This window comes from Streptomyces sp. NPDC001858 (assembly GCF_053594615.1).
This window is the reverse complement of record NZ_JBSFEV010000006.1, coordinates 272587-298872: the sequence shown is the minus strand read 5'-3', so window position 1 is coordinate 298872 and position 26286 is coordinate 272587. Positions and strand designations below refer to the sequence as shown.

The 26286-nt window shown below is 71.2% G+C and carries 20 protein-coding genes and 1 pseudogene; 11 read left to right on the top strand and 10 right to left on the bottom strand.

Annotated elements, in window-relative coordinates; all coding sequences use genetic code 11:
- The first annotated feature begins 259 nt into the window (after positions 1-259).
- The 3 genes from ACWCPF_RS11655 to ACWCPF_RS11645 all read left to right on the top strand — a co-directional run bounded on the left by ACWCPF_RS11655 (position 260) and on the right by ACWCPF_RS11645 (position 4149).
- On the top strand, positions 260-1750 hold the full coding sequence (locus tag ACWCPF_RS11655; RefSeq protein ID WP_451044799.1) for a family 43 glycosylhydrolase: 1491 nt from the start codon (positions 260-262) through the stop codon (positions 1748-1750).
- Between the two features lie 95 nt (positions 1751-1845).
- A complete protein-coding gene (locus ACWCPF_RS11650; RefSeq protein ID WP_451044798.1) occupies positions 1846-3294 on the top strand; it encodes a family 43 glycosylhydrolase in 1449 nt (482 codons plus the stop codon).
- A gap of 66 nt (positions 3295-3360) precedes the next feature.
- Positions 3361-4149: a polysaccharide deacetylase family protein gene (locus tag ACWCPF_RS11645; protein ID WP_451044797.1), complete on the top strand. Its 789-nt coding sequence runs from the start codon at positions 3361-3363 to the stop codon at positions 4147-4149.
- A 1-nt stretch (position 4150) separates the two neighbouring features.
- On the opposite strand, the gene ACWCPF_RS11640 is transcribed toward ACWCPF_RS11645, so the two are convergent.
- Complete coding sequence (locus tag ACWCPF_RS11640) at positions 4151-5458, bottom strand: cytochrome P450 (protein WP_451044796.1); 1308 nt, start codon at positions 5456-5458, stop codon at positions 4151-4153.
- A gap of 107 nt (positions 5459-5565) precedes the next feature.
- On the opposite strand from ACWCPF_RS11640, the gene ACWCPF_RS11635 reads away from it, so the two are divergent.
- Positions 5566-6006 carry an SRPBCC family protein gene (locus ACWCPF_RS11635; RefSeq protein ID WP_451044795.1) on the top strand — a complete coding sequence of 147 codons (441 nt, stop codon included), beginning with the start codon at positions 5566-5568 and terminating at the stop codon, positions 6004-6006.
- A gap of 87 nt (positions 6007-6093) precedes the next feature.
- On the top strand, positions 6094-7389 hold the full coding sequence (locus tag ACWCPF_RS11630; RefSeq protein WP_451044794.1) for a lanthionine synthetase LanC family protein: 1296 nt from the start codon (positions 6094-6096) through the stop codon (positions 7387-7389).
- Here ACWCPF_RS11630 and ACWCPF_RS11625 read toward each other — a convergent pair.
- The 5 genes from ACWCPF_RS11625 to ACWCPF_RS11605 form a co-directional block, all read right to left on the bottom strand.
- On the bottom strand, positions 7341-8747 hold the full coding sequence (locus ACWCPF_RS11625) for an XdhC family protein (RefSeq protein WP_451044793.1): 1407 nt from the start codon (positions 8745-8747) through the stop codon (positions 7341-7343). The genes ACWCPF_RS11630 and ACWCPF_RS11625 overlap by 49 nt on opposite strands.
- 166 nt (positions 8748-8913) lie before the next feature.
- The gene (locus ACWCPF_RS11620) at positions 8914-10398 is read right to left on the bottom strand and encodes an NCS2 family permease (protein WP_451044792.1); all 1485 of its coding nucleotides are present in this window, start codon (positions 10396-10398) and stop codon (positions 8914-8916) included.
- 108 nt (positions 10399-10506) lie between these two features.
- A complete protein-coding gene (locus ACWCPF_RS11615) occupies positions 10507-12903 on the bottom strand; it encodes a xanthine dehydrogenase family protein molybdopterin-binding subunit (protein ID WP_451044791.1) in 2397 nt (798 codons plus the stop codon).
- A 2-nt stretch (positions 12904-12905) separates the two neighbouring features.
- A complete protein-coding gene (locus ACWCPF_RS11610) occupies positions 12906-13499 on the bottom strand; it encodes a (2Fe-2S)-binding protein (RefSeq protein ID WP_451044790.1) in 594 nt (197 codons plus the stop codon).
- Positions 13499-14389 carry an FAD binding domain-containing protein gene (locus tag ACWCPF_RS11605; protein ID WP_451044789.1) on the bottom strand — a complete coding sequence of 297 codons (891 nt, stop codon included), beginning with the start codon at positions 14387-14389 and terminating at the stop codon, positions 13499-13501. The genes ACWCPF_RS11610 and ACWCPF_RS11605 overlap by 1 nt, the downstream gene beginning before the upstream one ends.
- Positions 14390-14807: 418 nt before the next feature.
- On the opposite strand from ACWCPF_RS11605, the gene ACWCPF_RS11600 reads away from it, so the two are divergent.
- The gene (locus ACWCPF_RS11600) at positions 14808-16664 is read left to right on the top strand and encodes a PucR family transcriptional regulator (protein WP_451044788.1); all 1857 of its coding nucleotides are present in this window, start codon (positions 14808-14810) and stop codon (positions 16662-16664) included.
- A gap of 318 nt (positions 16665-16982) precedes the next feature.
- Entirely contained in the window at positions 16983-17768 is a 786-nt protein-coding gene (locus tag ACWCPF_RS11595) for a hypothetical protein (RefSeq protein WP_451044787.1), read from the top strand.
- Positions 17769-18179: 411 nt separating this feature from the next.
- On the opposite strand, the gene ACWCPF_RS11590 is transcribed toward ACWCPF_RS11595, so the two are convergent.
- The gene (locus tag ACWCPF_RS11590) at positions 18180-19058 is read right to left on the bottom strand and encodes a GntR family transcriptional regulator (RefSeq protein WP_451044786.1); all 879 of its coding nucleotides are present in this window, start codon (positions 19056-19058) and stop codon (positions 18180-18182) included.
- Between the two features lie 157 nt (positions 19059-19215).
- Here ACWCPF_RS11590 and ACWCPF_RS11585 point away from each other — a divergent pair, with 157 nt between their 5' ends.
- Positions 19216-20085, top strand: coding sequence for a (2Fe-2S)-binding protein (locus tag ACWCPF_RS11585; RefSeq protein ID WP_451044785.1), 870 nt, complete (start codon positions 19216-19218; stop codon positions 20083-20085).
- Between the two features lie 333 nt (positions 20086-20418).
- Entirely contained in the window at positions 20419-21492 is a 1074-nt protein-coding gene (locus ACWCPF_RS11580; protein ID WP_451044784.1) for a DUF2637 domain-containing protein, read from the top strand.
- A 101-nt stretch (positions 21493-21593) separates the two neighbouring features.
- On the opposite strand, the gene ACWCPF_RS11575 is transcribed toward ACWCPF_RS11580, so the two are convergent.
- From ACWCPF_RS11575 to ACWCPF_RS11565, 3 genes are all read right to left on the bottom strand, one after another.
- Positions 21594-22001 (bottom strand): ATP-binding protein, encoded by a 408-nt coding sequence (locus ACWCPF_RS11575; RefSeq protein ID WP_451044883.1) that lies wholly within the window; start codon positions 21999-22001, stop codon positions 21594-21596.
- Positions 22002-23335: 1334 nt separating this feature from the next.
- Positions 23336-23875: a hypothetical protein gene (locus ACWCPF_RS11570; RefSeq protein ID WP_451044783.1), complete on the bottom strand. Its 540-nt coding sequence runs from the start codon at positions 23873-23875 to the stop codon at positions 23336-23338.
- 121 nt (positions 23876-23996) lie between these two features.
- Positions 23997-24629, bottom strand: coding sequence for a hypothetical protein (locus tag ACWCPF_RS11565; protein ID WP_451044782.1), 633 nt, complete (start codon positions 24627-24629; stop codon positions 23997-23999).
- Positions 24630-24900: 271 nt separating this feature from the next.
- On the opposite strand from ACWCPF_RS11565, the pseudogene ACWCPF_RS11560 reads away from it, so the two are divergent.
- Positions 24901-25065 (top strand): annotated as a pseudogene (locus ACWCPF_RS11560) (helix-turn-helix domain-containing protein); the annotation flags it as partial.
- Positions 25066-25293: 228 nt separating this feature from the next.
- Complete coding sequence (locus tag ACWCPF_RS11555) at positions 25294-26265, top strand: hypothetical protein (protein ID WP_451044882.1); 972 nt, start codon at positions 25294-25296, stop codon at positions 26263-26265.
- Positions 26266-26286: the final 21 nt, after the last annotated feature.

Below are 26286 nucleotides of genomic sequence, written 5' to 3'. Positions count from 1 at the left end.
GCCGGGCGCCCCGCCGCGTTGCGCCCCGCCGCGTTGCGTCCCGATGCGTTCCGCGGGTCGGGGTCCGGGTCCGGGTCCGGGTCCGGTCTGGGTCCGGTCTGGGTCCGGTCTGGGTCCGGGAATTTCGACTGCTTTCCGATACCCGTGGTGCTGCTGAAACCATTGACGAGGACATGCCCGCCCCCTATCTTCTGGCCGAAGTTACGAACCATGTCCGAAATCTCGGACGTGCGGCTTCATGGACAAGGGACGGTCCTGTATGCCTCGGAAATCTCGCCGCAGCCCCCTGCTCGTCTGCGTGTTGGCGCTCCTCGTGGCCCTGGTGGCGGCGACGCAGCCGGTGTCCGCGGCCGACGGCCGCCCGTACACCAACCCGGTGAAGTCGGCCAAGGGCGCCGATCCCTGGCTGGAGTACTACGACGGCGACTACTACCTGATCACGACGACGTTCACGGGCGTCCTCGGCATGCGGAAGGCGCCGACCCTGGCGGGGCTCGCCACCGCGCCGACCGTGCAGGTGTGGTCGGACACCACCGCCACCCGCAACACCAACATCTGGGCGCCGGAGATCCACCGCTTCAACGGCCACTGGTACCTCTACTACTCGGCCGGCCAGGGCGGCGCCGCATGCTGCGACTCCCAGCGCACCCATGTCCTGGAGAGCGCCGGCACCGACCCGCTGGGCCCCTACACCTACAAGGGCTCGCTCACCGGTTCCAATCTCACGCCGGGCGGCTGGCTGATCGACGCGAGCGTGCTGCAGGCGAACGGAAACCTGTATCTCGTCGGAAGCGGTTTCATCAACGGCAGCACGCAGAGCCTGGTCATTGCGCCGATGAGCAACCCGTACACGCTGTCCAGCAACACGTTCACGATCATCTCCAGCCCCACGCTGAGCTGGGAGACCTCGGGCGCGCCCGTCAACGAGGGACCCGAGCCGCTTTACCACGACGGACGCACTTTCCTTTCGTTTTCCGCGAGTTACTGCCAGACGGCGGACTACAAGCTCGGCCTGCTGGAACTGACCGGCGCAGATCCGCTCAGTCCGGCGTCCTGGACGAAGAAACAGACGCCGGTCTTCCAGCGCAGTGACGCGAACGGCGTCTACGGTCCGGGCCACAACGGTTTCTTCAGCTCGCCCGACGGCACCGAGAACTGGATCGTCTATCACGCCAACTCCTCCGCGAGCGGCGGCTGCGGCAACGGCCGGACGACCCGTGCGCAGAAGTTCACCTGGAATGCCGACGGCACCCCGAACTTCGGCGCCCCGGTCGCCCTCGGCACGACGCTCCCGGGCCCGTCCGGCGAGACGGCGGCGACGCCGACGGCGTACACCCTCGTCAACCGCAACAGCGGCAAGTGCCTGGACGTCGAGGGCGGCGCGACCGCCAACGGCACGAACATCCTCCAGTGGACCTGCAACGGCGGGGCCAACCAGAAGTGGCGGATCGAGGACCAGGGCGACGACACCGGCCGCTTGGTGAACGTGGCCACCGGCGGGGTCATGGACACCGCCGACTGCTCCACCGCCGACGGCGCCGATCTGCGCCAGTGGTCGTGGCTGAACAACAGGTGCCAGCGTTTCCGTCCCGTCTTCACCGCGACCGGCGACTACGTCCGGCTCGTCAACGAGAACAGCGGCAAGGTCGCCGACGTCGCGAACTGCTCCACCGCCGACGGCGCGGACGTACGGCAGTGGACCTGGCTGAACAACACCTGCCAGCAGTGGCGTCTCGTGCCCACCACCTGAGCCCATCACCCGAGCCCACCCAACTGAGCCCGCCCCGCTGCGCAGCGCCCCTCCCCGTCTCCTCCTCCATCTCCTCCCTCATCTGGAGAACTCCCTTGAGACATAACGCCGTTCGGCTGTTCCTGGCCGTCCTCGTCGCCCTCGCGGCCGTGCTCGCCGGCGTGGGCGCCCCCGCCCAGGCCGCGGTGCCCGACTCCCCCGCGGTGACGTACACCAACCCGATCGCCGAGAAGCGCGCCGACCCGCACATCTACAAGCACACAGACGGTTACTACTACTTCACCGCCACGGTTCCCGAGTACGACCGCATCGTGCTGCGCCGGGCGACGACCGTCCAGGGCCTGTCGACGGCCCAGGAGGTCACCATCTGGACCAAGCACAGCAGCGGGGTCATGGGCGCCCACATCTGGGCGCCGGAGATCCACTTCATCGACGGCAAGTGGTACGTGTACTTCGCGGCCGGGTCCACGACCGACGTGTGGGCGATCCGGATGTACGTCCTGGAGGGCGCCGGCGCCGATCCGCTCACCGCGGCCTGGACCGAGAAGGGCCAGATCAAGACCACGTGGGAGAGTTTCTCGCTCGACTCCACGACCTTCGTCGTGGGCGGTGTCCGCTATCTCGCCTGGGCGCAGCGCAACCCGTCCGAGGACAACAACACCAGCCTGTTCATCGCCAGGATGGCGAACCCCTGGACGATCCAGGGCACTCCGGCGGAGATCTCGCAGCCGACGCTCTCCTGGGAGACCGTCGGCTACAAGGTCAACGAGGGGCCGGCGCTGATCCAGCACGGCGGGAAGGTCTTCATGACCTACTCGGCGAGCGCGACGGACGCCAACTACTGCCTCGGCATGCTGACCGCCTCCGCGACGGCCGACCTGACCGACCCGGCGTCCTGGACCAAGGGGACCCAGCCCGTCTTCACCTCGAACGCCTCGACCTCGCAGTACGGGCCGGGCCACAACTCGTTCACGGTGTCCGAGGACGGCAAGTCCGACCTCCTCGTCTACCACGACCGCAGCTACAAGGACATCACCGGCGACCCGCTGAACGACCCGAACCGCCGCACACGGGTGCAGAAGGTGTACTGGAAGGCCGACGGCTCACCCGACTTCGGCATCCCGGTGGCCGACGGCGTCACCCCGCAGCGCTTCTCCTCCTACAACTACGCGGACCGGTTCATCCGCCACTGGGAGTACCGCGCCCGCATCGAGGCGAACGTCGCTCCGCTCGCCGACTCGCAGTTCCGGGTGGTGACCGGTCTCACAGGGACCGGCACGGTCTCCTTGGAGTCGGCCAATTTCCCCGGCTACTACCTGCGGCACAAGAACTTCGAGGTGCGGCTGGAGAAGAACGACGGCACGTCGACGTTCGCGTCGGACGCGAGTTTCCACCAGCGCACCGGACTCGCCGACTCGGCCGGGGTGTCCTTCGAGTCGTACAACTACGCCGGGCGTTACATCCGGCACTACAACTACCTGCTGAACGTGCAGACCCCGAGCACGGCGACGGACCGGGGAGACGCCACCTTCTACGCCCAGTGAGGTCCTGAAGGGAACGAAGCCGACCCACTATACATAGTGCGTATACGCGCTATGTATAGTCTCGGCATGTTTGCTCTGACCAGGAAGACGAATAAAACGGGGGCCAGGTTGCGTACCGTCGCGATCTCTGCGGCGGCCGCCTGTCTGACCCTCGCGCTGGCCGGCTGCGGCGGCGCCGACCCCACCCAGCCGAGCGCCGTCCGCGCCGACCCGGCGGCGACCGCCCAGGCCGCCCGCTTCGGCGCCGTCGACTGCCGGGAGGCGAAGTGCATCGCGCTCACCTTCGACGCCGGCCCCAGCGAGAACTCCGCCAGGCTGCTGGACATCCTCAAGGAGAAGCACGTCCCGGCGACCTTCTTCCTGCTGGGCAAACGGCACATCGAGAAGTATCCGGAGCTCGTCAGACGCATGGCCGCCGAAGGACACGAGGTGGCCAGCCACACCTGGGAGCACAAGATCCTCACGCAGATCACGCCGGAGGAGATACGCGAGGAACTCGAACGCCCCAACGACGAGATAGAGCGCCTGACCGGCCGACGGCCCACCCTGATGCGGCCGCCGCAGGGCCGCACCGATGAGACCGTGCACGAGATCTGCCGCGAGCTGGGCCTCTCCGAGGTGCTGTGGACGGTGACCGCCAAGGACTACACGACCACCGACTCCGCCCTGATCCAGCGCCGGGTCCTCGATCAGGCCGACCGCGACGGCATCATCCTGCTGCACGACATCTACGACGGAACCGTGCCGGCCGTGCCCGGGATCATCGACGAGCTGAAAGAACGCGGATACGTTTTCGTGACGGTGCCTCAGCTGCTCGCGCCGGGCAAGGCGGAGCCGGGCGAGGTCTACCGCTGACTCACCAGGCCAGGTCCAGTCGGTGCGGAGAGCGGTGGATCATCGTGGGCCGCATCGCGACCGGCCGGTCCGGATCCGCCAGCCGCAGACCCGGCAGTCGACGCGTCAGCTCCCCGAGGGTCAACCGCAGTTGTTCACGGGCAAGTTGAGCGCCGGGGCAGGCGTGCGGGCCGTGTCCGAAGGCCAGATGGCGGCCAGGCCTGCGGGTGATGTCGAAGACGTCCGCTCGCGGATGCCGCAGCGCGTCCCGGTTGGCTCCGCCGAAGGCGACGAACAGGGAGGCCCCGGCGGGGAGTTCGGTGCCGGCGAGGGTGACGGGCCGGGTGGTGACCCGGCGGAAGCCCTGAAGGGCGCCGTCGTAACGGGCGGCCTCCTCGACCGCCGCCGGAATCCGCTCCGGCTCCGCGCACAGCAGCTCCCACTGACGCGGATGACGCAGCAGATGCAGCACCGTGGTGCCGATCAGCGCGGTGGTGGTCAGATGCCCGGCGATCAGCAGGTTCTGGAGGTGGGAGACGGCCTCGTGCCGCTGCTCCAGGGTGAGCTCGCCGGGGACCGGGGCCACCGAGGCGACGATCTCCGAGCAGAGGTCCTCGCGCGGGTCGGCGGCCCGCTCCCGGGCGTACCGGTCGAGAAGGTGTTGCAGGGCGACGACGTCCTCGGCGGCGGCGATCTGCTCGTCCTGCGCCAGCGGCCGGAACAGCAACTCCTCGGCGCGGTGTCCGCCGCGCACGACGGCGGGCACATCGGCCGGGTCGAGCCCGACGATCCGCCCGACGACCTCCCCGGGCAGCCGCCGCGCATACGCCGCCATCAGCTCCACCCGCCCGCCCCCGGCGACCTCCTTGGCGCCTCCATCGGTGCTCCCTCCCGTGCCCCCTCCGGCGAACTCCCCGACGAGGGCGGCGGCGCGCTCGGCGGCGTACGGCAGGACGGCGGCGACGCGGGCCGGCGACAGGCCGCGCACGATCGGCAGGCGCAGCCGCTGGTGCGCCTCCCCGTCGGAGCCGACGATCACCGGCCGCCCGCCGAACCCGCCGCCCAGCACCGCGAGCGCGGCGGGCGAGGGCAGCACGTCCGGCCGTAACGACCCCGCGGACGAGAAGTCCTCCGCGCGGCGCAGCACCTCGCGCACATCGGCGTCCCGGGCGACCAGCCAGGCGTCCAACTCCGGTACGTGGAGCAGACCTTGGGCGCGGTGGGCCCGTGCGTAGAGCGGATACGGGTCGCGCTGCACCTCGTCGAGCCTGCCGAGCCCTGAGCCGTCCACGAGTCCTCCCGGCCGGTGGTGGTGCGGGGTCGCGCTCATGTTCCCGTACGGGCGTACGGGTGGGTAGGGGACATACGGGATGCGCCAAGTGTGTGAGCCGTCGCAGAACGTGCCGCCGGGTGGCCCCGACTCCCTACGATCACAGTGTGGTCACCTTCCGACTCGAACGCACGGCCCCCCTCTCCCTCGACGAGGCGTGGCGCCGGCTCACCGAGTGGCACCGGCACGGCGACGTGGTCCCGTTGACCCGCGTCACCGTGCTCACTCCCCCGCCGACCCGCGAGGGCACGGTCTTCGTGGCGCGCTCGGGCTTCGGTCCGCTCGCCTTCGCCGACCGGATGGAGGTCACCTCCTGGTGTCCGCCGACCGAGGACGAACCCGGTCTGTGCCGACTGGAGAAACGCGGCCGGGTCGTGCTGGGCTGGGCCGAGATCGAGGTCCGCCCGGGCCCCGGCGGCCGGGCCCGAGTGATCTGGCGCGAGGAACTGCGCGTGCGCCTGCTCCCCTCGCTGTGCGACCCGCTCCTGCGCGCGGCCTCCCGCCGGGTCTTCGGCCGCGCCGTCAACCGGCTGCTGCGCCGCCCCTGACGGACCCTTCGGGCCTGAACTCCGGTCGGGGGGCGGTGAGATGGGCGCTCTGTGCAGCCGTCGCACGCGCGTGTCAGGGTGGGTTCCATGGCAGGAACGGGAGAGGTCGAGGCGCTGGCCGTGGACGGGCTGCGGTGGCTGGTCGGGGCCGCACGGGACACCGGCGGCGGTGGGCTCGGCTGGCCGGTCAGACCCTCGGACGGCGACGTCGACCCGATGCTCTACAACGGGACGGCCGGAGTCGTCCCCGTGCTCCTGGAGGCCTGGCGGCACTTCGGCGACGACGCCTACGCCGACACCGCCCTGCGCGCCGCCCGCGGTCTGGCCGACGCCGTCGACGAACACCCCGACGACTCCCTGTACTTCGGCCTCACCGGCCTCGCCCTCGTACTGCGGACGGTGCACCGCGAACTCGGCGCCGAGGAGGCCGGCGCCGCTGCGGACCGGGCCTTGGCACGGGTGCGGTCGCGTTTCGACGGGACGCGCTGGGGCGATCTGTTCGAGCTGATGGGCGGCAACGCGGGCATCGGGCTCGGAGCCTGGTCGGCGGGGGACCCCGACCTCGCCGTACGGGCTTTGGAGCCGTACCTGAGGACCGCCGAGGCGACCGAGAAAGGCGGTGTCACCTGGGAGTCCCGGCGGGGCATGGAGTCCAGGCTGCACCATCTCTCGCACGGCACCCTCGGGGTCGCCTACGCGCTGGTCCGCGTCGGAGCCGCCGCCGGCCGTGCGGATCTCGTCGACCTCGCGCGGGCCGCGGTCGCGGACGTCGTCGCCCGGGACGAGGGCGGCCCCGACGGTTTCCTGGTGCCGCACTCCGACCCGCAGCACGCCCCCGGGCTGACCGAGCGCCACAGCTACGGCTGGTGTCACGGACCGGCCGGCGACGCCCACGTCTTCCGGCTGCTGCGCGACGCCCTCGGCGAGCCCTCCTGGACCGGCCTCGCCGACCGCTGCTGGCACACCGTGACCCGCTCCGGGCTGCCGCACCGGCTGCGGCCCGGCTTCTGGGACAACAACGGCCGCTGCTGCGGCACGGCGGGCGTCCTGGCGCTGGCCTGCGACCGGATCGCCGAACAGGGCGACTCCCCCGACTTCGCCCGGACCCTCGTCGCCGATCTCGTCTCCCGCGCGATCCGGGACGCCGACGGCGCCCGCTGGTCCAACGTCGAGCACCGGGCCACGCCGAGCGACCTCGAACCGCAGACCGGGTGGGCGATGGGCAACGCGGGCATCGTGCGCGAACTGCTGCGCCATGAGGGATTGAGCAGGGGCGGCGACCCTCGCTACGCCTTCGCCTGGCCGGACCAGCCCGTCGTGCGCGCGGCGGCGGCTCAGGCCACCGAGCCGATCCGGCCCGCCGGCGCCGACGTCACGTCGTGATGGATCGGCGTGTGCGCGCCGGTGAGGGACACCCCGCTGCCGCCGCGCCGGTCGGCGACGATCTCCGCGGCGATCGACAGCGCCGTCTCCTCGGGGGTGCGGGCGCCCAGATCGAGGCCGATGGGCGAGCGCAGCCGCGCCAACTCCAGTTCGGTGACGCCGACTTCGCGCAGCCGGTCGTTGCGGTCGAGGTGGGTGCGGCGGGATCCCATGGCGCCGACGTAGGCGACCGGAAGCCGCAGGGCCAACTGAAGCAGGGGGACGTCGAACTTGGCGTCGTGGGTCAGGACGCACAGGACCGTCCGTGCGTCCACCTCCGTGCGCTCCAGGTACCGGTGCGGCCACTCGACGACGATCTCGTCGGCCTCGGGGAAGCGGGCCCGGGTCGCGAACACGGGACGCGCGTCGCACACCGTCACGTGGTAGTTGAGGAACTTGCCGACGCGCACCAGCGCCGACGCGAAGTCGATCGCGCCGAACACGATCATCCGGGGCGCGGGGACGGACGACTCGACGAGCACGGTGAGCGCGGCTCCGCAGCGGGAGCCCTGCTCGCCGATCTCCAGGGTGCCGGTGCGACCGGCGTCGAGGAAAGCGCGGGCCTCGGCTGCGACGGTGCGGTCCAACTCGGGGTGCGCACCGAAGCCACCACGGTAGGAACCGCTGTCGTAACGGCCGTCGCCGAGGGAACCGGTTCCGTAACGTCCTCCTTCGTGGGAACCGGTTCCGTAACGTCCGCCTTCGCGGGAACCGCTGTCGTAACTACCGTCGGCGAGGTAACCGGTTCCGAAACGACCGCCGTCGTGAGAGCCATTTCCGTAATGGCCGCCATCGGGGGAACCGGTTCCGTAAAGACCGCCATCGGGGGAACCGGTTCCGTAACGACCGCCGTCGGGGGAACCGTTGTCGTGACGGCCGTCTGCGCGGACGAGCAGCGCGCGGCCGACGAGGTCCGTCGGGCCGCTGACGATCCGCGCCAGCGCGGCGGCCTCGCCGGAGGCGGCCGCCGCGAGACCGGCCGCGATCACCGGGCGGACAGGGCCGCCGACCCGCACCGGGGTGACGAGGATGTCGATGATCCCGCCGCAGGTGAGCCCGACGGCGAAGGCGTCGTCGTCGCTGTAGCCGAAGCGCTCGACGACCGCCTCGCCGTCGTCGAGCGCCTGTCGGCACAGCTCGTACACCGCGCCCTCCACACAGCCGCCGGAGACCGAGCCGATCGCCGTGCCGTCGGCGTCCACCGCGAGGGCGGCGCCGGGCCGGCGGGGTGCGCTGCCGCCGACGGCCACCACGGTGGCGACGGCGAAGTCGCGGCCCTGCTCGACCCACCGGTTCAGCTCTTCGGCGATGTCCAGCATGTCTCGGTCTCCTTGACTGCGGTGGTGCGACGGACAGTTGCGGGCGTCGGCAACCCCCTGAAGGGGCGCGGGGCGCTGACATGTGCGGCTCCGCCGCGCGGGCGCGACCAGCCACGACGGCGCCGCGGCAGAACAACGGCACATCGCGGCACATCCAGCGGAGCGCTCACCGCACGCCCAGCCAGCTCTCGATCGGATGGAGCGCGAAGTAGACGAGGAAGATCACCGTCAGGCCCCACATGAACGCGCCGACCTCCCGCGCCCTGCCCTGCGCGGCCTTGATGGCGACGTAGGAGATGACGCCCGCGGCGACACCGGTGGTGATGGAGTACGTGAAGGGCATCAGGACGACGGTCAGAAACACCGGGACAGCGGTTGCCCGGTCGGCCCAGTCGACGTGGCGGGCGTTCATCAGCATCATCGCGCCGATGACGACCAGGGCGGCGGAGGCGACCTCCTGCGGGACGATCGCGGTGAGCGGGGTGAGGAACAGACAGGCCGCGAAGAAGGTTCCGGTGACGACGGAGGCGAGGCCGGTGCGCGCTCCCTCGCCCACCCCCGTCGCCGACTCGATGAACACGGTCTGGCCGGAGCCGCCCGCCACGCCGCCGATCGCGCCGCCCGCGCCGTCGATGAACAGCGCCTTGGACAGTCCCGGCATCCGGCCCTTGTCGTCGGCGAGTCCGGCCTCCGTGCCGACCCCGATGATGGTGGCCATGGCGTCGAAGAACCCGGCGAGCACGAGCGTGAAGACGATCACCGCGACGGTCATCGCGCCGACCTCGCCCCAGCCGCCGAACTGCACGTCTCCGAAGAGCGAGAAGTCGGGCATCGAGACGGCGCCGCCGTGCAGTTCGGGGGCGCCGGCCGCCCACTGTTTCGGGTCGACGACCCCGGCGGCGTTGAGGACGGCGGCGACGACCGTGCCGCCGGCGATGCCGATGAGGATGGCGCCGGGGATGTTCCGGGCCTGGAGCATGAAAATCAGCAGGAGTGTGCCGGCGAACAACAGGACCGGCCAGCCCGCGAGTTCGCCCGCCGGACCGAGGGTGACCGGGGTCGCCTCGCCCTGGTGCACGAAGCCTGACTTGTAGAAACCGATGAGCGCGATGAACAGACCGATGCCCATGGTGATGGCGTGCTTGAGCGCGAGCGGGATCGCATTCATGATCATCTCGCGTAGGCCGGTGACGACCAGCAGCATGATGACCACGCCGTACATCACGCACATGCCCATCGCCTGCGGCCAGGTCAGCTGCGGCGCGACCTGGGAGGACAGCACGCCGGAGACGGACAGTCCGGCGGCGAGCGCGAGGGGCGCCTTGCCGAGGAAGCCCATCAGCAGCGTGGTGAGAGCGGCGGCGAAAGCGGTTGCGGTAATCAGCGCCTGCCGGCCGAGGGTGTCCCCGGCCGCGTCCTTGCCGGACAGGATCAGGGGGTTGAGCAGCAGGATGTACGCCATCGCCATGAAGGTGGTGACGCCGCCGCGCACTTCGCGCGCGACCGTGGATCCCCGCCTGGTGATGTGGAAGTACCGGTCGAGCCAGGACCTGCCGGCCGGGACGCGGGTGCCTTCACCCGCGTCTTCGGCCGTGGTCCTCGGCTCCTGGGACTGCTGGGACTGCTGGGACTGCTGGGACTGCTGGGTCATGGGGCCATCTCCCAAGGTTCATAGGTGCACCCGCGCGACGCCTTCGCGAAGGAGCGCGGGATTTGGGAATGGACGACCCGGGGGACGGCCCGAGACGAACGTCGGTTCTTACGCGGTGCCCGTCAGGTGCTCCGGACGCACCGGTGTGCGGTTGAGCTCCAGCCCGGTCGCGTTCCGGATCGCCGCGAGGACGGCCGGGGTCGACGACAGGGTGGGGGCCTCACCGACGCCACGGAGCCCGTAGGGGGCGTGGTCGTCGGCGAGTTCGAGCACGTCGACGGGGATGGTCGGCGTGTCGAGAATCGTGGGGATCAGATAGTCGGTGAAGGACGGGTTGCGGACCTTCGCCGTCTTCGGATCGACGATGATCTCCTCCATGACCGCCACGCCCAGGCCCTGGATCGTGCCGCCCTGGATCTGACCGATCACGGAAAGCGGATTCAGCGCTTTTCCGACGTCCTGTGCGCAGGCCAGCTCGACGACCTTCACCAGGCCGAGCTCGGTGTCGACCTCGACCACGGCACGGTGCGCCGCGAAGCTGTACTGGACGTGTCCGAAGCCCTGTCCGGTGCGCAGGTCGAAGGGTTCGGTCGGCCGGTGCCGCCACTCGGCCTCGACCTCGACGGCCTCGTCGCCGAGCACGTCGACCAGGTCGGCGAGGACCTCACCGCCGTCGGTGACGACCTTGCCGCCCTCCAGGAGCAGTTCGGCGGTGGCCCAGGCGGGATGGTAGGAGCCGAACGCACGGCGCCCGAGCTCCAGGACCTTCTCGCGCACGAGCTCGCAGGAGTTCTTGACGGCGCCGCCAGTGACGTACGTCTGCCGTGAGGCCGAGGTGGAGCCGGCGCTGCCCACCTGCGTGTCGGCCGGATGGATGGTCACCTGCGCGACGCCCAGCTCGGTGCGGGCGATCTGCGCGTGGACGGTGACACCGCCCTGGCCGACCTCCGCCATGGCGGTGTGCACGGTGGCGACGGGCTCGCCCGCGATGACCTCCACCCGGACCTTGGCGGTCGAGTAGTCGTCGAAGCCCTCGGAGAAGCCGACGTTCTTGATGCCGACCGCGTAACCGATTCCCCGGACGACGCTCTCGCCGTGCGTGGTGTTGGACAGGCCGCCGGGCAGCTGCCGTACGTCCGCGCCCTCGCTGCTCTCCCACTGGCGCTCCGGCGGCAGCGGCATCGCCTTGACGCGGCGCAGGAGTTCGGCGACCGGCGCCGGCGAGTCGACCGCCTGCCCCGTCGGCAGGAGAGAGCCCTGTTCCATCGCGTTGAGCTGCCGGAACTCCACCGGGTCCAGGCCCAGTCGCGCCGCCACCTTGTCCATCTGCGCCTCGTAGGCGAAGCACGCCTGGACCGCGCCGAAGCCGCGCATCGCGCCGCAGGGCGGGTTGTTGGTGTAGAGGGCGATGGCCTCGATCTCGACGTCGTCGACGACGTACGGGCCGATGCCCAGCGAGGCGGCGTTGCCGACGACCGCGGGGGAGGCGGAGGCGTAGGCGCCGCCGTCGAGCACGATGCGGCACTTGACGTGCGTCAGTTTTCCGTCGCGGGTGGCGCCGTGCTCGTAGAAGAGCTTCGCGGGGTGGCGGTGGACGTGACCGAAGAAGGACTCGAAACGGTTGTAAACGATTTTGACGGGTTTTCCGGTGCGCAGGGCCAGCAGACAGGCGTGGATCTGCATCGACAGGTCCTCGCGGCCGCCGAACGCGCCGCCGACGCCGGCCAGCGTCATCCGCACCTTGCTCTCGGGCAGGCCGAGCACGGGTGCGATCTGGCGCAGGTCGGAGTGGAGCCACTGGGTGGCGATGTAGAGGTGGACGCCGCCGTCCTCCTCGGGCACGGCGAGGCCGGACTCGGGCCCCAGGAAGGCCTGGTCCTGCATGCCGAACGTGTACTCGCCCCGGACGATCACATCGGCCCGCCCGGCGGCCGCGGTCGCGTCGCCTCGGACGATCGGCTGGCGGTGCAGGATGTTCGGGTGCGCTACGTGAGCACTGTGGTGGTCGTCGCGGCCCTCGTGGACCAGGACGGCGTCCGGGGCGGTCGCGGAGGCCTCGTCCGTGATGACGGGCAGTTCCCGGTACTCCACCTTGATCTTGGCCGCGGCGCGGCGGGCCGTCTCCGGGTGGTCGGCGGCGACGATCGCGACGGGCTCGCCGTGGTGGCGCACCTTGCCGTGGGCGAGGACCGGGGTGTCCTGGATCTCCAGGCCGTAGTTCTTCACATCGGTCGGCAGGTCGTCGTACGTCATCACGGCGTAGACGCCGGGCGTGGCGAGTGCCTCGGACGTGTCGAGGGAAACGATTTCGGCGTGGGCGACCGTGGAGCGCAGGATCTGGCCCCAGAGCATGTCCTCGTGCCACAGGTCGGACGAGTAGGCGAACTCGCCGGTGACCTTGAGGGTGCCGTCGGGGCGGAGGGTGGACTCGCCGATCCCGGCCTTGGTCCGGGCACCCTGGGTGATCTTGGTGGGGGTGCCGAGGGGGGCGCCGTTGGCAGGCATCGTCAGACCGCCTCTTCCTGCCGGGCGGCCGCCAGACGGACCGCGTCCATGATCTTCTCGTAACCGGTGCAGCGGCACAGGTTGCCCGACAGGGCCTCGCGGATGTCCGCGTCGGTGGGGTTCGGGTTGCGTTCGAGCATCTCGTCGGCGGCGACCAGCAGCCCCGGCGTGCAGAAACCGCACTGGACGGCGCCGGCGTCGATGAACGCCTGCTGGACCGGGGAGAGTTCGGTGCCCTCGCCGGTGCGGGAGTCCTGTCCCCGGGCCGCCCAGTGCTGCGCCTCCTGCAGCGACGTGCCACCGGCGGCGCCGGCGCCGTCGGCACAACTGCCGTGCGCGGCACGCTGTTTGGCGTAGTCGGCGAGCCCTTCGACGGTGTCGACGGCACGGCCCTCGACCTGGCCGGCGGCGACCAGACACGAACACACCGGGACGCCGTCCAGCCGGACGGTGCACGAGCCGCACTCGCCCTGTTCGCAGGCGTTCTTGGAGCCCGGCAGGCCGAGCCGCTCGCGCAGCACGTACAGCAGGCTCTCGCCCTCCCACACGTCGTCGGCTTCCTGCGGGCGTCCGTTGACAGTGAAGTTGACGCGCATTACGCAGCTCCCTCCGAGGTGCGGCGGGCGCCGCGGTAGGACTCCCAGGTCCAGGTGAGCGTCCGGCGGGCCATGACGCCGACCGCGTGGCGGCGGTAGCTAGCGGTGCCGCGGACGTCGTCGATCGGGTTGCAGGCGGCGGCGCACAGGTTCGCGAACTGCTTGGCGACCGACGGGGTGATGATTTTCCCGTTGTCCCAGAAACCGTCTTCTTCGAGTGCCGCGTTGAGGAAGTCCTCGGCGGTCTTCGCCCGGACGGGGGTGGGCGCGGCCGAGCCGATGCCGGTGCGGACCGTACGGGTCGCGGGATGCAGCGCGAGGCCGAAGGCGCAGACGGCGATGACCATGGCGTTGCGGGTGCCCACCTTGGAGTACTGCTGCGGGCCGTCGGCCTTCTTGACATGGACGGCGCGGATCAGCTCGTCCGGCGCGAGGGCGTTGCGTTTCACGCCGGTGTAGAAGGCGTCGATGGGGATGCGGCGGGTGCCGCGCACCGACTCGGCCTCGACCTCGGCGCCGGCCGCCAGCAGGGCGGGGTGGGCGTCGCCGGCCGGGGAGGCGGTGCCGAGGTTGCCGCCGACGCCGCCGCGGTTGCGGATCTGCGGGGAGGCCACGGTGTGCGAGGCGAGGGCGAGGCCCGGCAGCTCGGCGCGCAGGTTTTCCATGATCGCGCTGTACGGGACGGAGGCGCCGAGCCGCACGCTCTCCTCGCCGACCTCCCACTCGTAGAGGTCGCCGACGCGGTTGAGGTCGAGCAGGTACTCGGGCCTCCGGTGGTCGAAGTTGATCTCGACCATCACATCCGTGCCACCCGCGATCGGCACGGCGGAGGGGTGCTCGGCCTTGGCGGCGAGCGCCTCCTCCCAGCTTGCGGGGCGAAGGAAGTCCATGACCGGCTCTCTTCTTCGTCTCGTGAGTCGTTCGGTTCGAGCCAGAATCGGGTGCGGCGGGCCCGGCTCGTTCATGTCCTGTTCACGCGCAGTGAGGTCAGTACACAGCGCCTTGCGCCAACCGGGTCAGTCACGGAAACCATGAAGGAGTTGGCTGGTCGGCCCGCCCATCTTGTAGATTCGTATGAACGGAGGTCATCAGTAACCTCCTCGTTTTCCTGTGGAAACGTAGGAAACAGCCTGGCAATCAAAGAATGCGGTTCCACAGCGGTTTCTGACCGGCCGCCGCGGCGCCCCGGGGCCCGGGGCGGGGCCGGCGGCGGACGGGCGGCGGACCGGCGGCAGGACCGGCGGTGGGGCCGCTCCACCACATCCTTCATTCATCGTAGATTTCGAGACAGAGAACGGCGGCGACGAGATGCGGCTGCGCGCACTGCTGGACACCGATGCGCTGGGCCTGAGGCTCCTCGGCGGCGCGGACGAACTGGACCGCACGGTGCGGGGTGTCATGACGACCGACCTGCGGGACCCCAGCCGCTACCTGTCCGGGGGCGAGCTGGTGCTGACGGGCCTCGCCTGGCGCCGGGACGCGGCGGACTCCGACCCGTTCGTGCGCATCCTGGTGCAGGCCGGGGTGACCGCGCTCGCGGCCGGTGAGGCGGAGCTGGGCGACGTCCCGGAGGATCTGGTGGCGGCCTGTGCCCGGCAGCGTCTCCCGCTGTTCGCGGTGCACGAGTCGGTGGCCTTCGCGACGATCACCGAGCATGTGGTGCGGCAGGTCTCCGGCGAGCGCGCCGGAGACCTCGCGGCCGTGGTCGACCGGCACCGGCGGATGATGATCTCGGGGCCGGCGGGCGGTGGCCCGGACGTGGTCCTGGACCTGCTCGGCTCCGACCTGGATCTGCGCGCCTGGGTCCTGTCCCCCACCGGCCGGCTCATCGCGGGCCCGAAGTCGACGAGCGCGAAGCCGACGGGATCGAAGCCGGCCGGGTCCGTGCCGGCCGGGCCGGCGCTGCCGCCCGACGTGTGCGCGAAGCTCGCGGCGGAGCACCTCGCGGCCGTCCGCACGGGTCGGCGCGGACCGCACCGGGTGCTCGTGGGCCAGACGACGTACTCGCTGTTCCCCATCCGCAGCAACGGCGGCCGCTCTCCTCAGACCACGCAGAAGTCACCGGCGTCCCACGGCTCACCGGCATCGCACGGCTCACCGGTCCCGCCGACCTCCGGAGCATCAAGGGCGTCAGGGACATCAGGGGTGTCAGGGGCATCGGGGCCGTCAGGGGTCTCACCGGTTTCGCGGGATGTGCGCGAGAGCGTTCTGTCGGACTGGCTGCTCGCCGTCGAGGCGGACGCCGGTGAGTGGGAGGACGAGCGCCTCGACCTGCTCCAGGGCGTCACCCAGCTCATCGCGGTCGAGCGGGACCGCCGGGACGCGGCGCGCACGGTGCGTCGGCGCCTGGCGCAGGAGGTGCTGGAACTGGTCCAGACGGGCGCGGCCCCGGCGGAGGTCGCGGCCCGCCTGCGGGTGGCCGCGCCGGTGCTCCTGCCGGGCCTGGGAGCCGCCCCGCACTGGCAGGTCGTCGTGGCCCGCGTCGAGTGGGAGGGCGGCCGTCCGGAGCCGGGCCCGGTCGCCCAGTCGCTCCTGGAGGAGATCCTGGTCGACCCGCTCGCCACCGGCCCCGAGCCCTCCGACCGGATCGCCGTGGCGCACACGGGCGAGGAGGCCATCGCGCTGGTCCCGCTGCCGGCGGTGCCCAACGCGCACGACGGCTCCGAGACGGGCGTCCTCGCCGACGCCCTCCTGGCGGCCGTTCGGGAACCGCTTTCCGCCGGACTCGACGGCGACGGACGGCTCACGGTGGGCGTCAGCGCGGCCGTGCACTCGGCGGAGGGGCTGCGCGGGGCCCTGGAGGAGGCACGGCACGCCCGGCGGGTGGCCGCGGCCCGCCCCGGCCGGGTCTGCGCCGCCGGCCATCAGGAGCTGGCCTCGCACGTCCTGCTGCTGCCGTTCGTCCCTGATGATGTGCGCAGAGCGTTTACCGCACGTCTCCTCGACCCCCTGCGCGACTACGACCGACGCCACCGCGCCGAGCTGATCCCGACGCTGGAAGCGTTCCTCGACTGCGACGGTTCCTGGACCCGCTGCGCCTCCCGCCTGCATCTGCACGTCAACACGCTGCGCTACCGGATCGGACGGATCGAGCAGTTGACGAGCCGTGATCTTTCGCGGCTGGAGGACAAGCTGGACTTCTTCCTGGCGCTGCGCATGAGCTGACAGCGGACCGAACGCTGCTCGCCAGCCGACCGATTGCCGACCGATGGCTGAACGATGGCTGACAGATAGCTGACCGACACCGGTTACTACCCCTTGGTCACCAGGCGTTGAAACCTGTGGGGACGGAGATCCCACGACTTTGTGAAATCCTTCACCCGCCCCCTTGGCCCGGTGCCGCCATTCGTGCTGAGATGCGCGCACCACTCATAGCTCGATGGCGCGCTGGGCCTGTCCTTCGGATCAGGTCGGAGTCGGAGGCACGGTGCCTTGTGTCGCGCCCGCGAGCTGATCCGCAGGACAGGACTTGGGGAGGGCAACGTGGCGTACAGCGCCATGTCCGGTACCGGAACGACCTCAGGTGACGATCCCCTCCAGACCGCGGTATGGCGGTTGCGCTCGCGTGCCTGCTGGGCAGACGCGGTGGCGCTGATCCCGCCCGACACCGCGACAGGCTCGATCCAGCGGGCCGCGCTGCTCGTGGAACGGTGCCTGTACACCGAGCAGGGCTGGCAGGACGCCGAGGACGCGCTGCGCACCGCGGAGGCGCTGGCCCACGACGACGAGGAGCGGGGCGCGGCCGCGTGCGAGCGAGGGCAACTCGCCTACGCGGCAACGCTGCACGGGGTGCGCGACCGGGTGGACGAGGCACGGGCCGCGCTCGGCCGGGCCGCGGCGCTGATCCCGCCGGACGCGGCGGGCCGGGCGCTGCTGGACTTCCGCCGGGGCCTGCTCGCCGAGAACATCTCGCGTTCCCCGCAGGCCGCGAGGGCCGCATACCGGCGCGCCCACACGGCGGCCGCGGCGCACTCGGACTCGCTGCTGCTCTCCTTCACCTGGCGGCACCTTGCCGGACTCGCCCTGCGCGACGGCGAGTTGGCGGAGGCCCGGCACGGCTTCGCCGAATCCCTGCGCATCCGGGAGGAGTTGGGCTACCTGGTGGGCACCGCTCCCGCGCTCGCCTCGCTGGCGGACGCGGAAGTCGAGCCGGAGGCCTCACGGTTGCGGGAGGAGGCAGGCCGACTCTTCCGGCTGCTGGGCGGCGTACCCACCTGGCTGGCAAGGCAGCTGGCACCCCCGACGGCCCCGAGCCCGTCCGGAGTATGAGGAGGGGCGCGCTTCTGCGGCTGGGCTCACGGAGGCCAGTGGAGAGAGCCGCGCAGTGCAGAGGGCGAGTCCACGGCAGGGCGCGGCCGACCGGGTCGCGGGGCCGAAGCGACGGCACTCACAGGCGCAGACGCAGGCGTAGACGTAGACGTGGGGAGGGGCAGGCGGAGAACGGGTCTCTGCGGACGAGGGCGGATCACAGGGCGGGCGCCGCGCGCAACGTGGCCCGACAGGGCCGACAGGGCCGACAGGGCCGACAGGGCCGACAGGGCCGACAGGGCCGAGCGTAACGGGGGACGCCGTATCGCGGCCGGGGCGTCGGGACCTCAAGGTCCCGAGGTCTCGGGGCCTCTGGGCCTCTGGGCCTCTGGGCCTCTGGGCCTCTGGGCGGTAGCCCCGGGGCCGGTCTGTTCAGGCGCCCGCGCCCGCGAAGTGCGCGCGCATCAGCGCCTGCACGGCGTCCAGTTCTCCCGCCGTCAGCGCCTCCAGCAGCGCCATGTGCTCGGCCGCGTCGGCGACGAGATCCGCCCGTCCCCGCCGCTTCGGAGCACCGACCAGCGGCCACTGCGAACGCCGGTGCAGATCCTCGGCGATCCCGACCAACTGCTCGTTGCCGGAGAGGGCGAGCAGCGCCCGGTGGAAGACACGGTCGGCCTCCGCGTAGGTGGCCCGGCAGCCGGAGGCCGCCGCGCGCACGCTCGCCTCGGCGAGGGGCCGCAGCTCCGCCCACCGCTCGGCGGGCACCGTACGGGCGAGCCGCAGCATCACGGGAACCTCGATCAGCGCCCGCACCTCGGCCAGCTCGGCCAGTTCCCGCGTGCCTCGTACGATCACCCGGAACCCGCGGTTGGGGACGACCTCGACGGCGCCCTCCAGCGCGAGCTGCTGCATGGCCTCCCGGACCGGCGTCGCAGAAACCCCGAAGCGTTCGCCGAGCACCGGCGCGGAGTACACCTCGCCCGGCTGCAGCTCCCCGCCCACGAGCGCGGTGCGCAGGGCGTCGAGGATCTGGCCGCGCACGGAGGCCCGCTGGACGACCGGCCGGGGACGCGGAATCGGGATCTCGCTGTGCGTGTGCTCACCGCGCGCGGCGCCCGTCGGGCCGCACCGCTCGCGGTCCGCACCGTCGCCGTACCCGGCGGACTCAACGGACTCGACGGACCCGGCAGGCCCGGAGCCCGGTGATCCGAGCGACCCGCTGCGCGACTGCGCCGGCACCCGGGCACGGCCTTCGACCTGTTGCGGAACCGGTTTCCCCGTACCGGTGGAGCCGTGCGCTCTCTGCTCCACGGGGCCTCCTTACGGCCTTGTCGGTACTTGGGGTCATTACGGCGGGTTGTTACTCGTCCGTCAAGCACCTTAGGCGTAGTGGGCCCCAGTTCAAATCCCAAGGACGCCAGGTAAGGTTAGGCTTACCTTTAATCGCACTCGAAACGGCGGTCCCGGCATGCCCACAGCCCCGTCGATCACAGCCCCGTCGGCCACGGCGGAGGCCTACGCCCGTCTCACGGAGGCCTACCCGGGCCTGACCGTCACGGAGCTGGGTCTTGTGGAACCGTTTCCCCGGGGCGGGGGCTGGGTCTCGGCGGCCGAACTCGCGGAGGGCGGAGCCGCCCTGGAGGCCTTCCTCGCATGGGACGACGAACAGGTCGTCCGCGACTACGGCCGACCGGCACGTCCCGACGTGGTCGCCAGCTTCGGACTGCACCGGTACGCCTGGCCCGCCTGCCTGCTGATCACCGTCCCGTGGTTTCTGCAGCGCCGGGTGCCCCGTTTCCCCGTGACGCACGTCTCGTACGACCGCACCGGCGACGGCATGCAGATGGCCGTCCGCCCGCCGACCTCGTTCGCCTGTCTGCCGGGGGACCCGGCGGCGCTGCTGCCCGGCGCGCGGGTGGTCGCGGACGAGGAGGCGCTGCGGGCGGAGGTGCGGGCGGCGGTGGCCGAGCACCACGAGCCGCTGCTCGCCGGCTTCGGACCGCGGGCCCGGCGGCGCGGCCGGGCCCTGTGGGGCATGGTGACCGACGAGATCGTCGAGGGCCTCTGGTACATCGCCGAGCTGCTCGGCGGGGACGAGCCGGAGCGCGCGCGGCGGGAGCTGGAGCTGCTGCTGCCGGGGGCAACGCAGCCCTACGTCGGTTCCGCGGCCTTCCGTGAGTTGACGGGCCCGGACGGCGAGGCCCTGCCCACCCGGGACCGCGCGAGCTGCTGCATGTTCTACACGGTGCGCCCCGAGGACACCTGCGTCACCTGCCCGCGCACCTGCGACGCGGACCGCGTCAGCAGGCTCACCGCGGCGTCGTCCGCAGGCAATTGAGTAACGCTCAGATACCGCTTCCCCGCAAGTTACCGCTCGTGGGCGGAGGGCCGCGGAGAGTCCCGTAGGATCGCCCCCGAACGAGGCTCCCCAACGGTTACAAGCGATTCACAAATTCCTCACTTGTCACGGGAACTTTCCGTGGAACCACTCGTATGGGTAGTCTTATTCGAACTCAACTCCCGCCCCTCAAGCGGCAGTTCGAGCAGAACGTCGCCTTGGGCATCCCCTTGCACCTCCTTGGCGGCCTCTTGCCCCGAAACCCCCTGAGGGACGGCGGGATTGGGCCACTATGGCGGGCGTTACGCCCTATCCCAATGCAAGGGACCCCAGATGAGACTTACCGACATATCGCTGAACTGGTTGCTTCCGGGCGCCGTACTCCTCCTGGGCATGCTGGCGGCGGTTGCGGTGCTGGCGCGCGGCAAGCGCCCCTCGGGGAAGGACACGAGCGGCGAAGACTCGTGGGAGCGCAGCGAGGAGCGCCGCAGGCGCAAGGAGGCCATATACGGCACAGCCTCCTACGTCCTTCTGTTCTGCTGTGCGGCCGTCGCGGCCGCCCTCTCCTTCCACGGCCTGGTCGGGTTCGGCGAGCAGAACCTCGGTCTGACCGGCGGCTGGGAATACCTGGTGCCGTTCGGCCTGGACGGCGCGGCGATGTTCTGCTCCGTGCTCGCGGTGCGCGAGGCCAGCCACGGTGACGCGGCTCTCGGCTCCCGCATACTCGTATGGACTTTCGCGGGCGCCGCGGCCTGGTTCAACTGGGTGCACGCACCCAGGGGCCTGGACCACGCGGGCGCCCCGCACTTCTTCGCCGGCATGTCGCTCTCGGCCGCCGTCCTCTTCGACCGTGCCCTGAAGCAGACCCGCCGCGCCGCACTGCGCGAGCAGGGTCTCGTGCCCCGTCCGCTGCCGCAGATCCGCGTGGTGCGCTGGGTGCGTGCCCCCCGTGAGACGTACAAGGCGTGGTCGCTGATGCTGCTGGAGAACGTGCGCAGCCTGGACGAGGCCGTCGAGGAGGTCCGCGACGACAAGGCCCGCAAGGAGGAGACCAAGCTGCGCCGTCGCGAGCAGCAGCGGGTCGAGCGGGCGCACCTGAAGGCCATCAGCCGAGGCAACGGACGCTTCCCCGGCCGCGGCGGTGGCGGCGGTGGAAGCCGTCAGGTCGAGGCCCAGGCCGCCCTGGAGCGCGCCACGGCCGAGCGAGTTTCCGCGGAGCCTGCCATAGCGAACTCCGCGGAGCAGCTGCCCCTGCGCTCGCGACCCTCCCTGCAGCCCGCTCGCCACGGTTCCGCTTCCTCCGACTCGTTCACCGTTGATCTCACCGCGGAGGACGACACGATGGCGCTGCCGCGCCTCGACTCCCTGGAGCGCAAGCTCAAGGATCTGGAACAGCAATTCGGCTGATGGACCATCAGATGTGATATGCCGTCAGTCCTAGCGGGAAGGGGGCGCGACCGTGGCGGTCGCGCCCCCTTCCCGTCGGTCGTCAATACGGCGTACGACGCTCACGCGGCCCCGGCGTCCAGCTCGAACCAGACGATCTTTCCGGCGCCGTGCGCCCGAACGCCCCAGGTGTCCGCGAGTGACTCCACCAGGACCAGGCCCCGGCCGTGCGTGCCCTCGTCGGCGCTCTGCGCGCTCTGTGTGCTCGGCCGAGGGCGGCGGGGCGCAGAGTCCCGCACCTCCACCCGCAGACCGGACGGTGAGACGGTGGCCGTCAGGACCGCGTCGTCGTCGGTGTGCACGAGCGCGTTGGTGACGAGTTCGCTGGTGAGCAGTTCGGCCGTCTCCGACCGGCCGGGTTTCCCCCAGTCCCGCAGCAGCTCCCGCAGCGCCCGGCGCGCCTCGGGCACCGCCCGCAGATCCGCCCGCCCGAGTCTGCGGCTCAGCCGGGACGCCCGGTCCTGCTCCACCGTATGGTCGGCTGCGTACTCGGCGGCGCCGTCCGTCGCGCCCTCGCCTGTTTCCCCCGCTGCCCTCGCCGCCCCTGCCGCTGTTCCTGCTGCCCCCGTCTGTCTCGTCGCCGAGGCGCCCGCGATCGTCGTCGGACCGCTTCCTCGTGCCTGCCTCTCCATGACCCCCGCCCGCGTGTCGATGTCGGTTCCCCTCCTGCTCGAACACGTTCACGGGGATCCTTGCCCGGTCGACAGCGGGCCAGTCATGTCGAATCATCAACGACCGGGTGTTCGGCCATGTTCGGCCGGTACTCCGAGACGCTTGCGGGGCGGGCCGTCGGGGCGACCGCAGGGCTGAGGGCACCGTCCGAGCCGCGGTGGAGGTCACCGTCCACGACGACCGGGCCCTGGTACAGGCGTGTCCGGAGGGGTCAACACGCCTGTACATGCGTCGTGTGCGTGGAGTGGGGTGTGCGGCGGATGTGCCGGTGGCCGTGTCCGTTCGGCACGGGCCGGCCGAGCCGGTGCCGCTCGATCCGGGCTCGCCGACGGCGCATCATCCGTCCGCGACCGACTGCAGGTGGAGAACGCCCCAGGTGGACGCGCTGGTCGACGATGGGCGGGGCGAATGCCCGGGGAGCGGACGAGCCGACGGAGGGAAGCGGCGAGCGACTCCGGTCGCCACGGTGAGCGGCCCGGTTTCCGGGCGGAGGGGACGCCGCACGACGGCGCGGGCGTACCCGTGCAGGGCGCGCGCCCGCGCACCCGGCCCCTGACGGGCGCTTCCCCCGCGAGCGGTGGTGAGCCGGCGCATCCGCGCTTCGCGGCGGCCCCCGACCTGTCCGTCCCCCACACCTTCGAGCCTACGCGCCCGGGCCGGACACCGACCGCCGGGCATGGGCCAGTTGAACGATTCGCCCCTGTCGATCCGGCCGTACTCGGGTAAGGGGAGGGGCAGTTGGTGCTGGCATAGGGAGGGAACGGGGTGTCCGCGTGATCACGAGGACGACCCGTCCGACGGTGAGTTCGAGGGGAGTGGTCCGGTCCCCCCGACAGCCAACTCTCGTACAACAAAGCCTCTTTCGTCGAGATGTCGAGGCGTCGACACAGAGAGGCGTCGACGGTCGCGGCGGAGGCGAATCCGGCTGCCGGAGACCTCCGCCGCACCGCACGTCGCGTCTGGCCGCGACTTTGGCCGGAATCCGCCGGTCCTCATCCGGGACCGGCCAAACGGGTCGGAGGAGGTCGGCTGCGGTTCGGCAGCGCCCCGAAGGGGCGCGGGGAACTGCGCGACCAGCCACGACGCCGCCGCAGCGAAAAGACGGCACATCGCGGCACATCCAGCGGAGCGCTCAGCTGCCCTCGGCTCCCGTCGTGCCGATGTGGAAGATCTTGTGGCCGCGGGTCATGTCGACGATGAGCCTGGTCGTCTGGTTGCCGCCCCAGGTGAGGGTGACGACGGCCTCCGTGTAGTTCGCCGTGCCGTTGTCCGTGACCTTCCACGCGAGCGGGACGTTCTGGGCCCGCAAAACGCCGTTGGCGTTGTTCTCGTCCTCCCACGCCGTCAGTTCCTTCTGGAAGGCCGGGGTGAGGTAGTGCTTGCGGAGTTCGTCCTCGAGTCCACTGCCGCCCTCGTCCGTTGCCGCGTCGATGTAGGCGCCGTAGAAGTCCGCGATGCGGGTGATGTTGTCGGACGGCTTGCCGCTGACGCTGCGCGGGCTGCCCGCGGACGCCTGGGCCGTCACCCCGAGGCCGAGCGCCAGGGCGAGGCCGGCGGCCAAGGCGCTGCGCCGAGGGGTGGCGCGGAGACGGGCGGTGCGGAGACGGGTCGTGGGCTTACCGGTCTTGCCGGTCCCGCTGGTTATGCCGGTCTCGCTCGTCTTGCTGGTCATGTGCGTGTTCCCCGTGTGTCTCGAATGACTGTCCGGTGGCTGAATGGGCGCGCGGGGTCGCCGCCCTCCCGACCCCCGTGGCGGGAGGGCGGCGACCCCGGCTTTTCTCAGTGGTCGGTCGTCAGTGGAGCTTGTTGACGGCTGTGACGGTCGTCTTCTTGAATGCCTTCACCGGGGCGTCCCCGAAGTCGCCCAGCTGGCCCCAGTCCACGACGGTCACCGTCGTGCCGTCCCGGCCGACGGAGAGGAGGCGGATGTCGGTCGCGCCCCAGGACGTCTCGGTGTGCAGGCCGTAGACGTGCGCGCCCTCTTCGACCTTCAGTTTCCCGTAGTCCTTCAGCGTGGCCTCGACCTCCGGGTCCGCCTCCTCGATCCATCCGGCGCAGGACTTGATGTCCTGGTTGATCCGTGCATACCGGCCCTTCGCCGCGCTGACGCTCGACAACTCGACGCTGACTTGACGGGCGCTGGTGTCGAGATCGGTACGGAAGTCCCGGTACCAGGAGTCCCGGCCGTCGCCCAGCGCCATTCCGAGGCAGGGGTCGACCTCCACCTCGGGCGACGCGCCGGCGGTGATCGCGCCGGCCGTCCAGGACGAGGCGGCGTGCGGTGGCAGGTCGGTGGCCGAGAGGAAGCCGGGCGGCCGCGGGACGGTGGCGCCGGCCGGTGCGGCGAGCACGGTTCCGAGGGCGAGGCCCGCGGCCGTGAGTGCGGTGAGCCCGGTGAGCATGGCGGCTCGGGTGCGCTTGGGCATGGGTGTCCCCCGTGAGTGAGTGCATGAGTGCTCGGTGCGGATTCAGATACGGGTGCAGATGCGGTGCAGCTGCGGATCGTCGCCGTGGGGGCGGTCGGGTGGTCGGTCCGTCCGGCCTGGTCGGTGCGACACCAAGAGCATCGGCCGTCCGCACCGCCCGCTGCAACGGTCTACGCCCGATCGGCCACGGTGGAACCATCCCAGCCCAGCTGACGTGCAGGTATATGGGCGCCTGGGATGACCGCCCGGGCCGGACGAGCACGGGGGAACGGTGTCGACCGACGACGGTGTGGGCGATGTGACGGAGTTCGCGGCGCTGCTGACAGAGCTGAAGGGGCGCACGGAACGCAGCTATGGCTCCCTCGCGCGGCGGCTGGGCATGAACACCTCCACGCTGCATCGGTACTGCGCCGGGGAAGCGGTTCCACAAGATTTCGCGCCCGTGGAACGGCTCGCCGAGTTCTGCGGGGCGACGCCGGAGGAGCGCCTCGAACTGCACCGGCGATGGCTGCGAGCGGTGGCGGCACGACAGCGACCGCGGGCCACGACTACTACCGCTACGGACGCTCCAGAAACATCTGAGACTTCGGAAACCCCGGAAACATCGGAAGCCCCGAAACCGTCGGAAACATCGGAGTCGTCGTCGGAAACTCCGGAACCGGATGTGAAACAAGCACCGCACCGCCGCTGGTACCGGCGTCGGCGCACCACGGTCCTCGTCAGTGTCGCCTGCGCGCTCCTCGCCACACTCGGCACGCTGTCCGCACTGCCCGGCGGCGGCCACCCGACGGGCTCCGACGATGCGTCGCGGTCCGCGGGGCCCTCCGCCGACCCGTCCGGTACGACGGCCCGACGCGCCTCCCCCACGCCCACCGCGTCCCTCAACCCCCGTGCGGGCGCAGACGTGGGCTCAACCTCACCCGGATCCGGCCAGGGCTCCACTCCCGGCAGAACCTCCCCCTCCGCGAACGCCGCCCCGGGCGGCGGCAAGGCCTCGGCCCCCGTCACGGGCGTACCGCTCACCTGGACCGCCGACTCGCAGGTCTGGGCGCAGGGCTGCGGTCACGACTACGTCATCGACAAGCCGCCGGCCCAGGTTCCGCCGCCCCCGGCGGAGCAGGACGCCGGACCCTGGGCATCGGCCCAGGGCGCGGTGCACGGCCGGGAGACCAACGTGGAGATCTCGGTGCAGGGCCGTAGCTCCACGGCCGTCGTCCTGACGGCGTTGCGCGTGCGGGTCGTCGGCCGTACCGCACCGGTATCGGGCACGGCGTACGCCATGGACCAGGGCTGCGGCGGCTCGCTGAGCAAGCGTTACTTCGCGGTCGACCTGGACAAGGACCGCCCCGTCGCGCACTCGGTCGCCGGAAACGACTCGGGCACGCCGATCCCGGCGGTGAGTCTGCCCTACCGCGTGTCCAGCGAGGACCCGGAGGTGCTGCTGGTCACGGCGCGGACCGAGTCGTGCGACTGCAACTGGTATCTCGAACTCGACTGGTCCTCGCAGGGCCGCACCGGCACGGTCCGCATCGACGACCACGGCCGTCCGTTCCGCACGAGCAGTATCAAGGGCCTGCCCCGTTACTGGTACGGCACGGACAACGGGGAGCGCAAGTGGGTCCCGACCACGGGCTGACCCCGAAACTCCCACCACTCC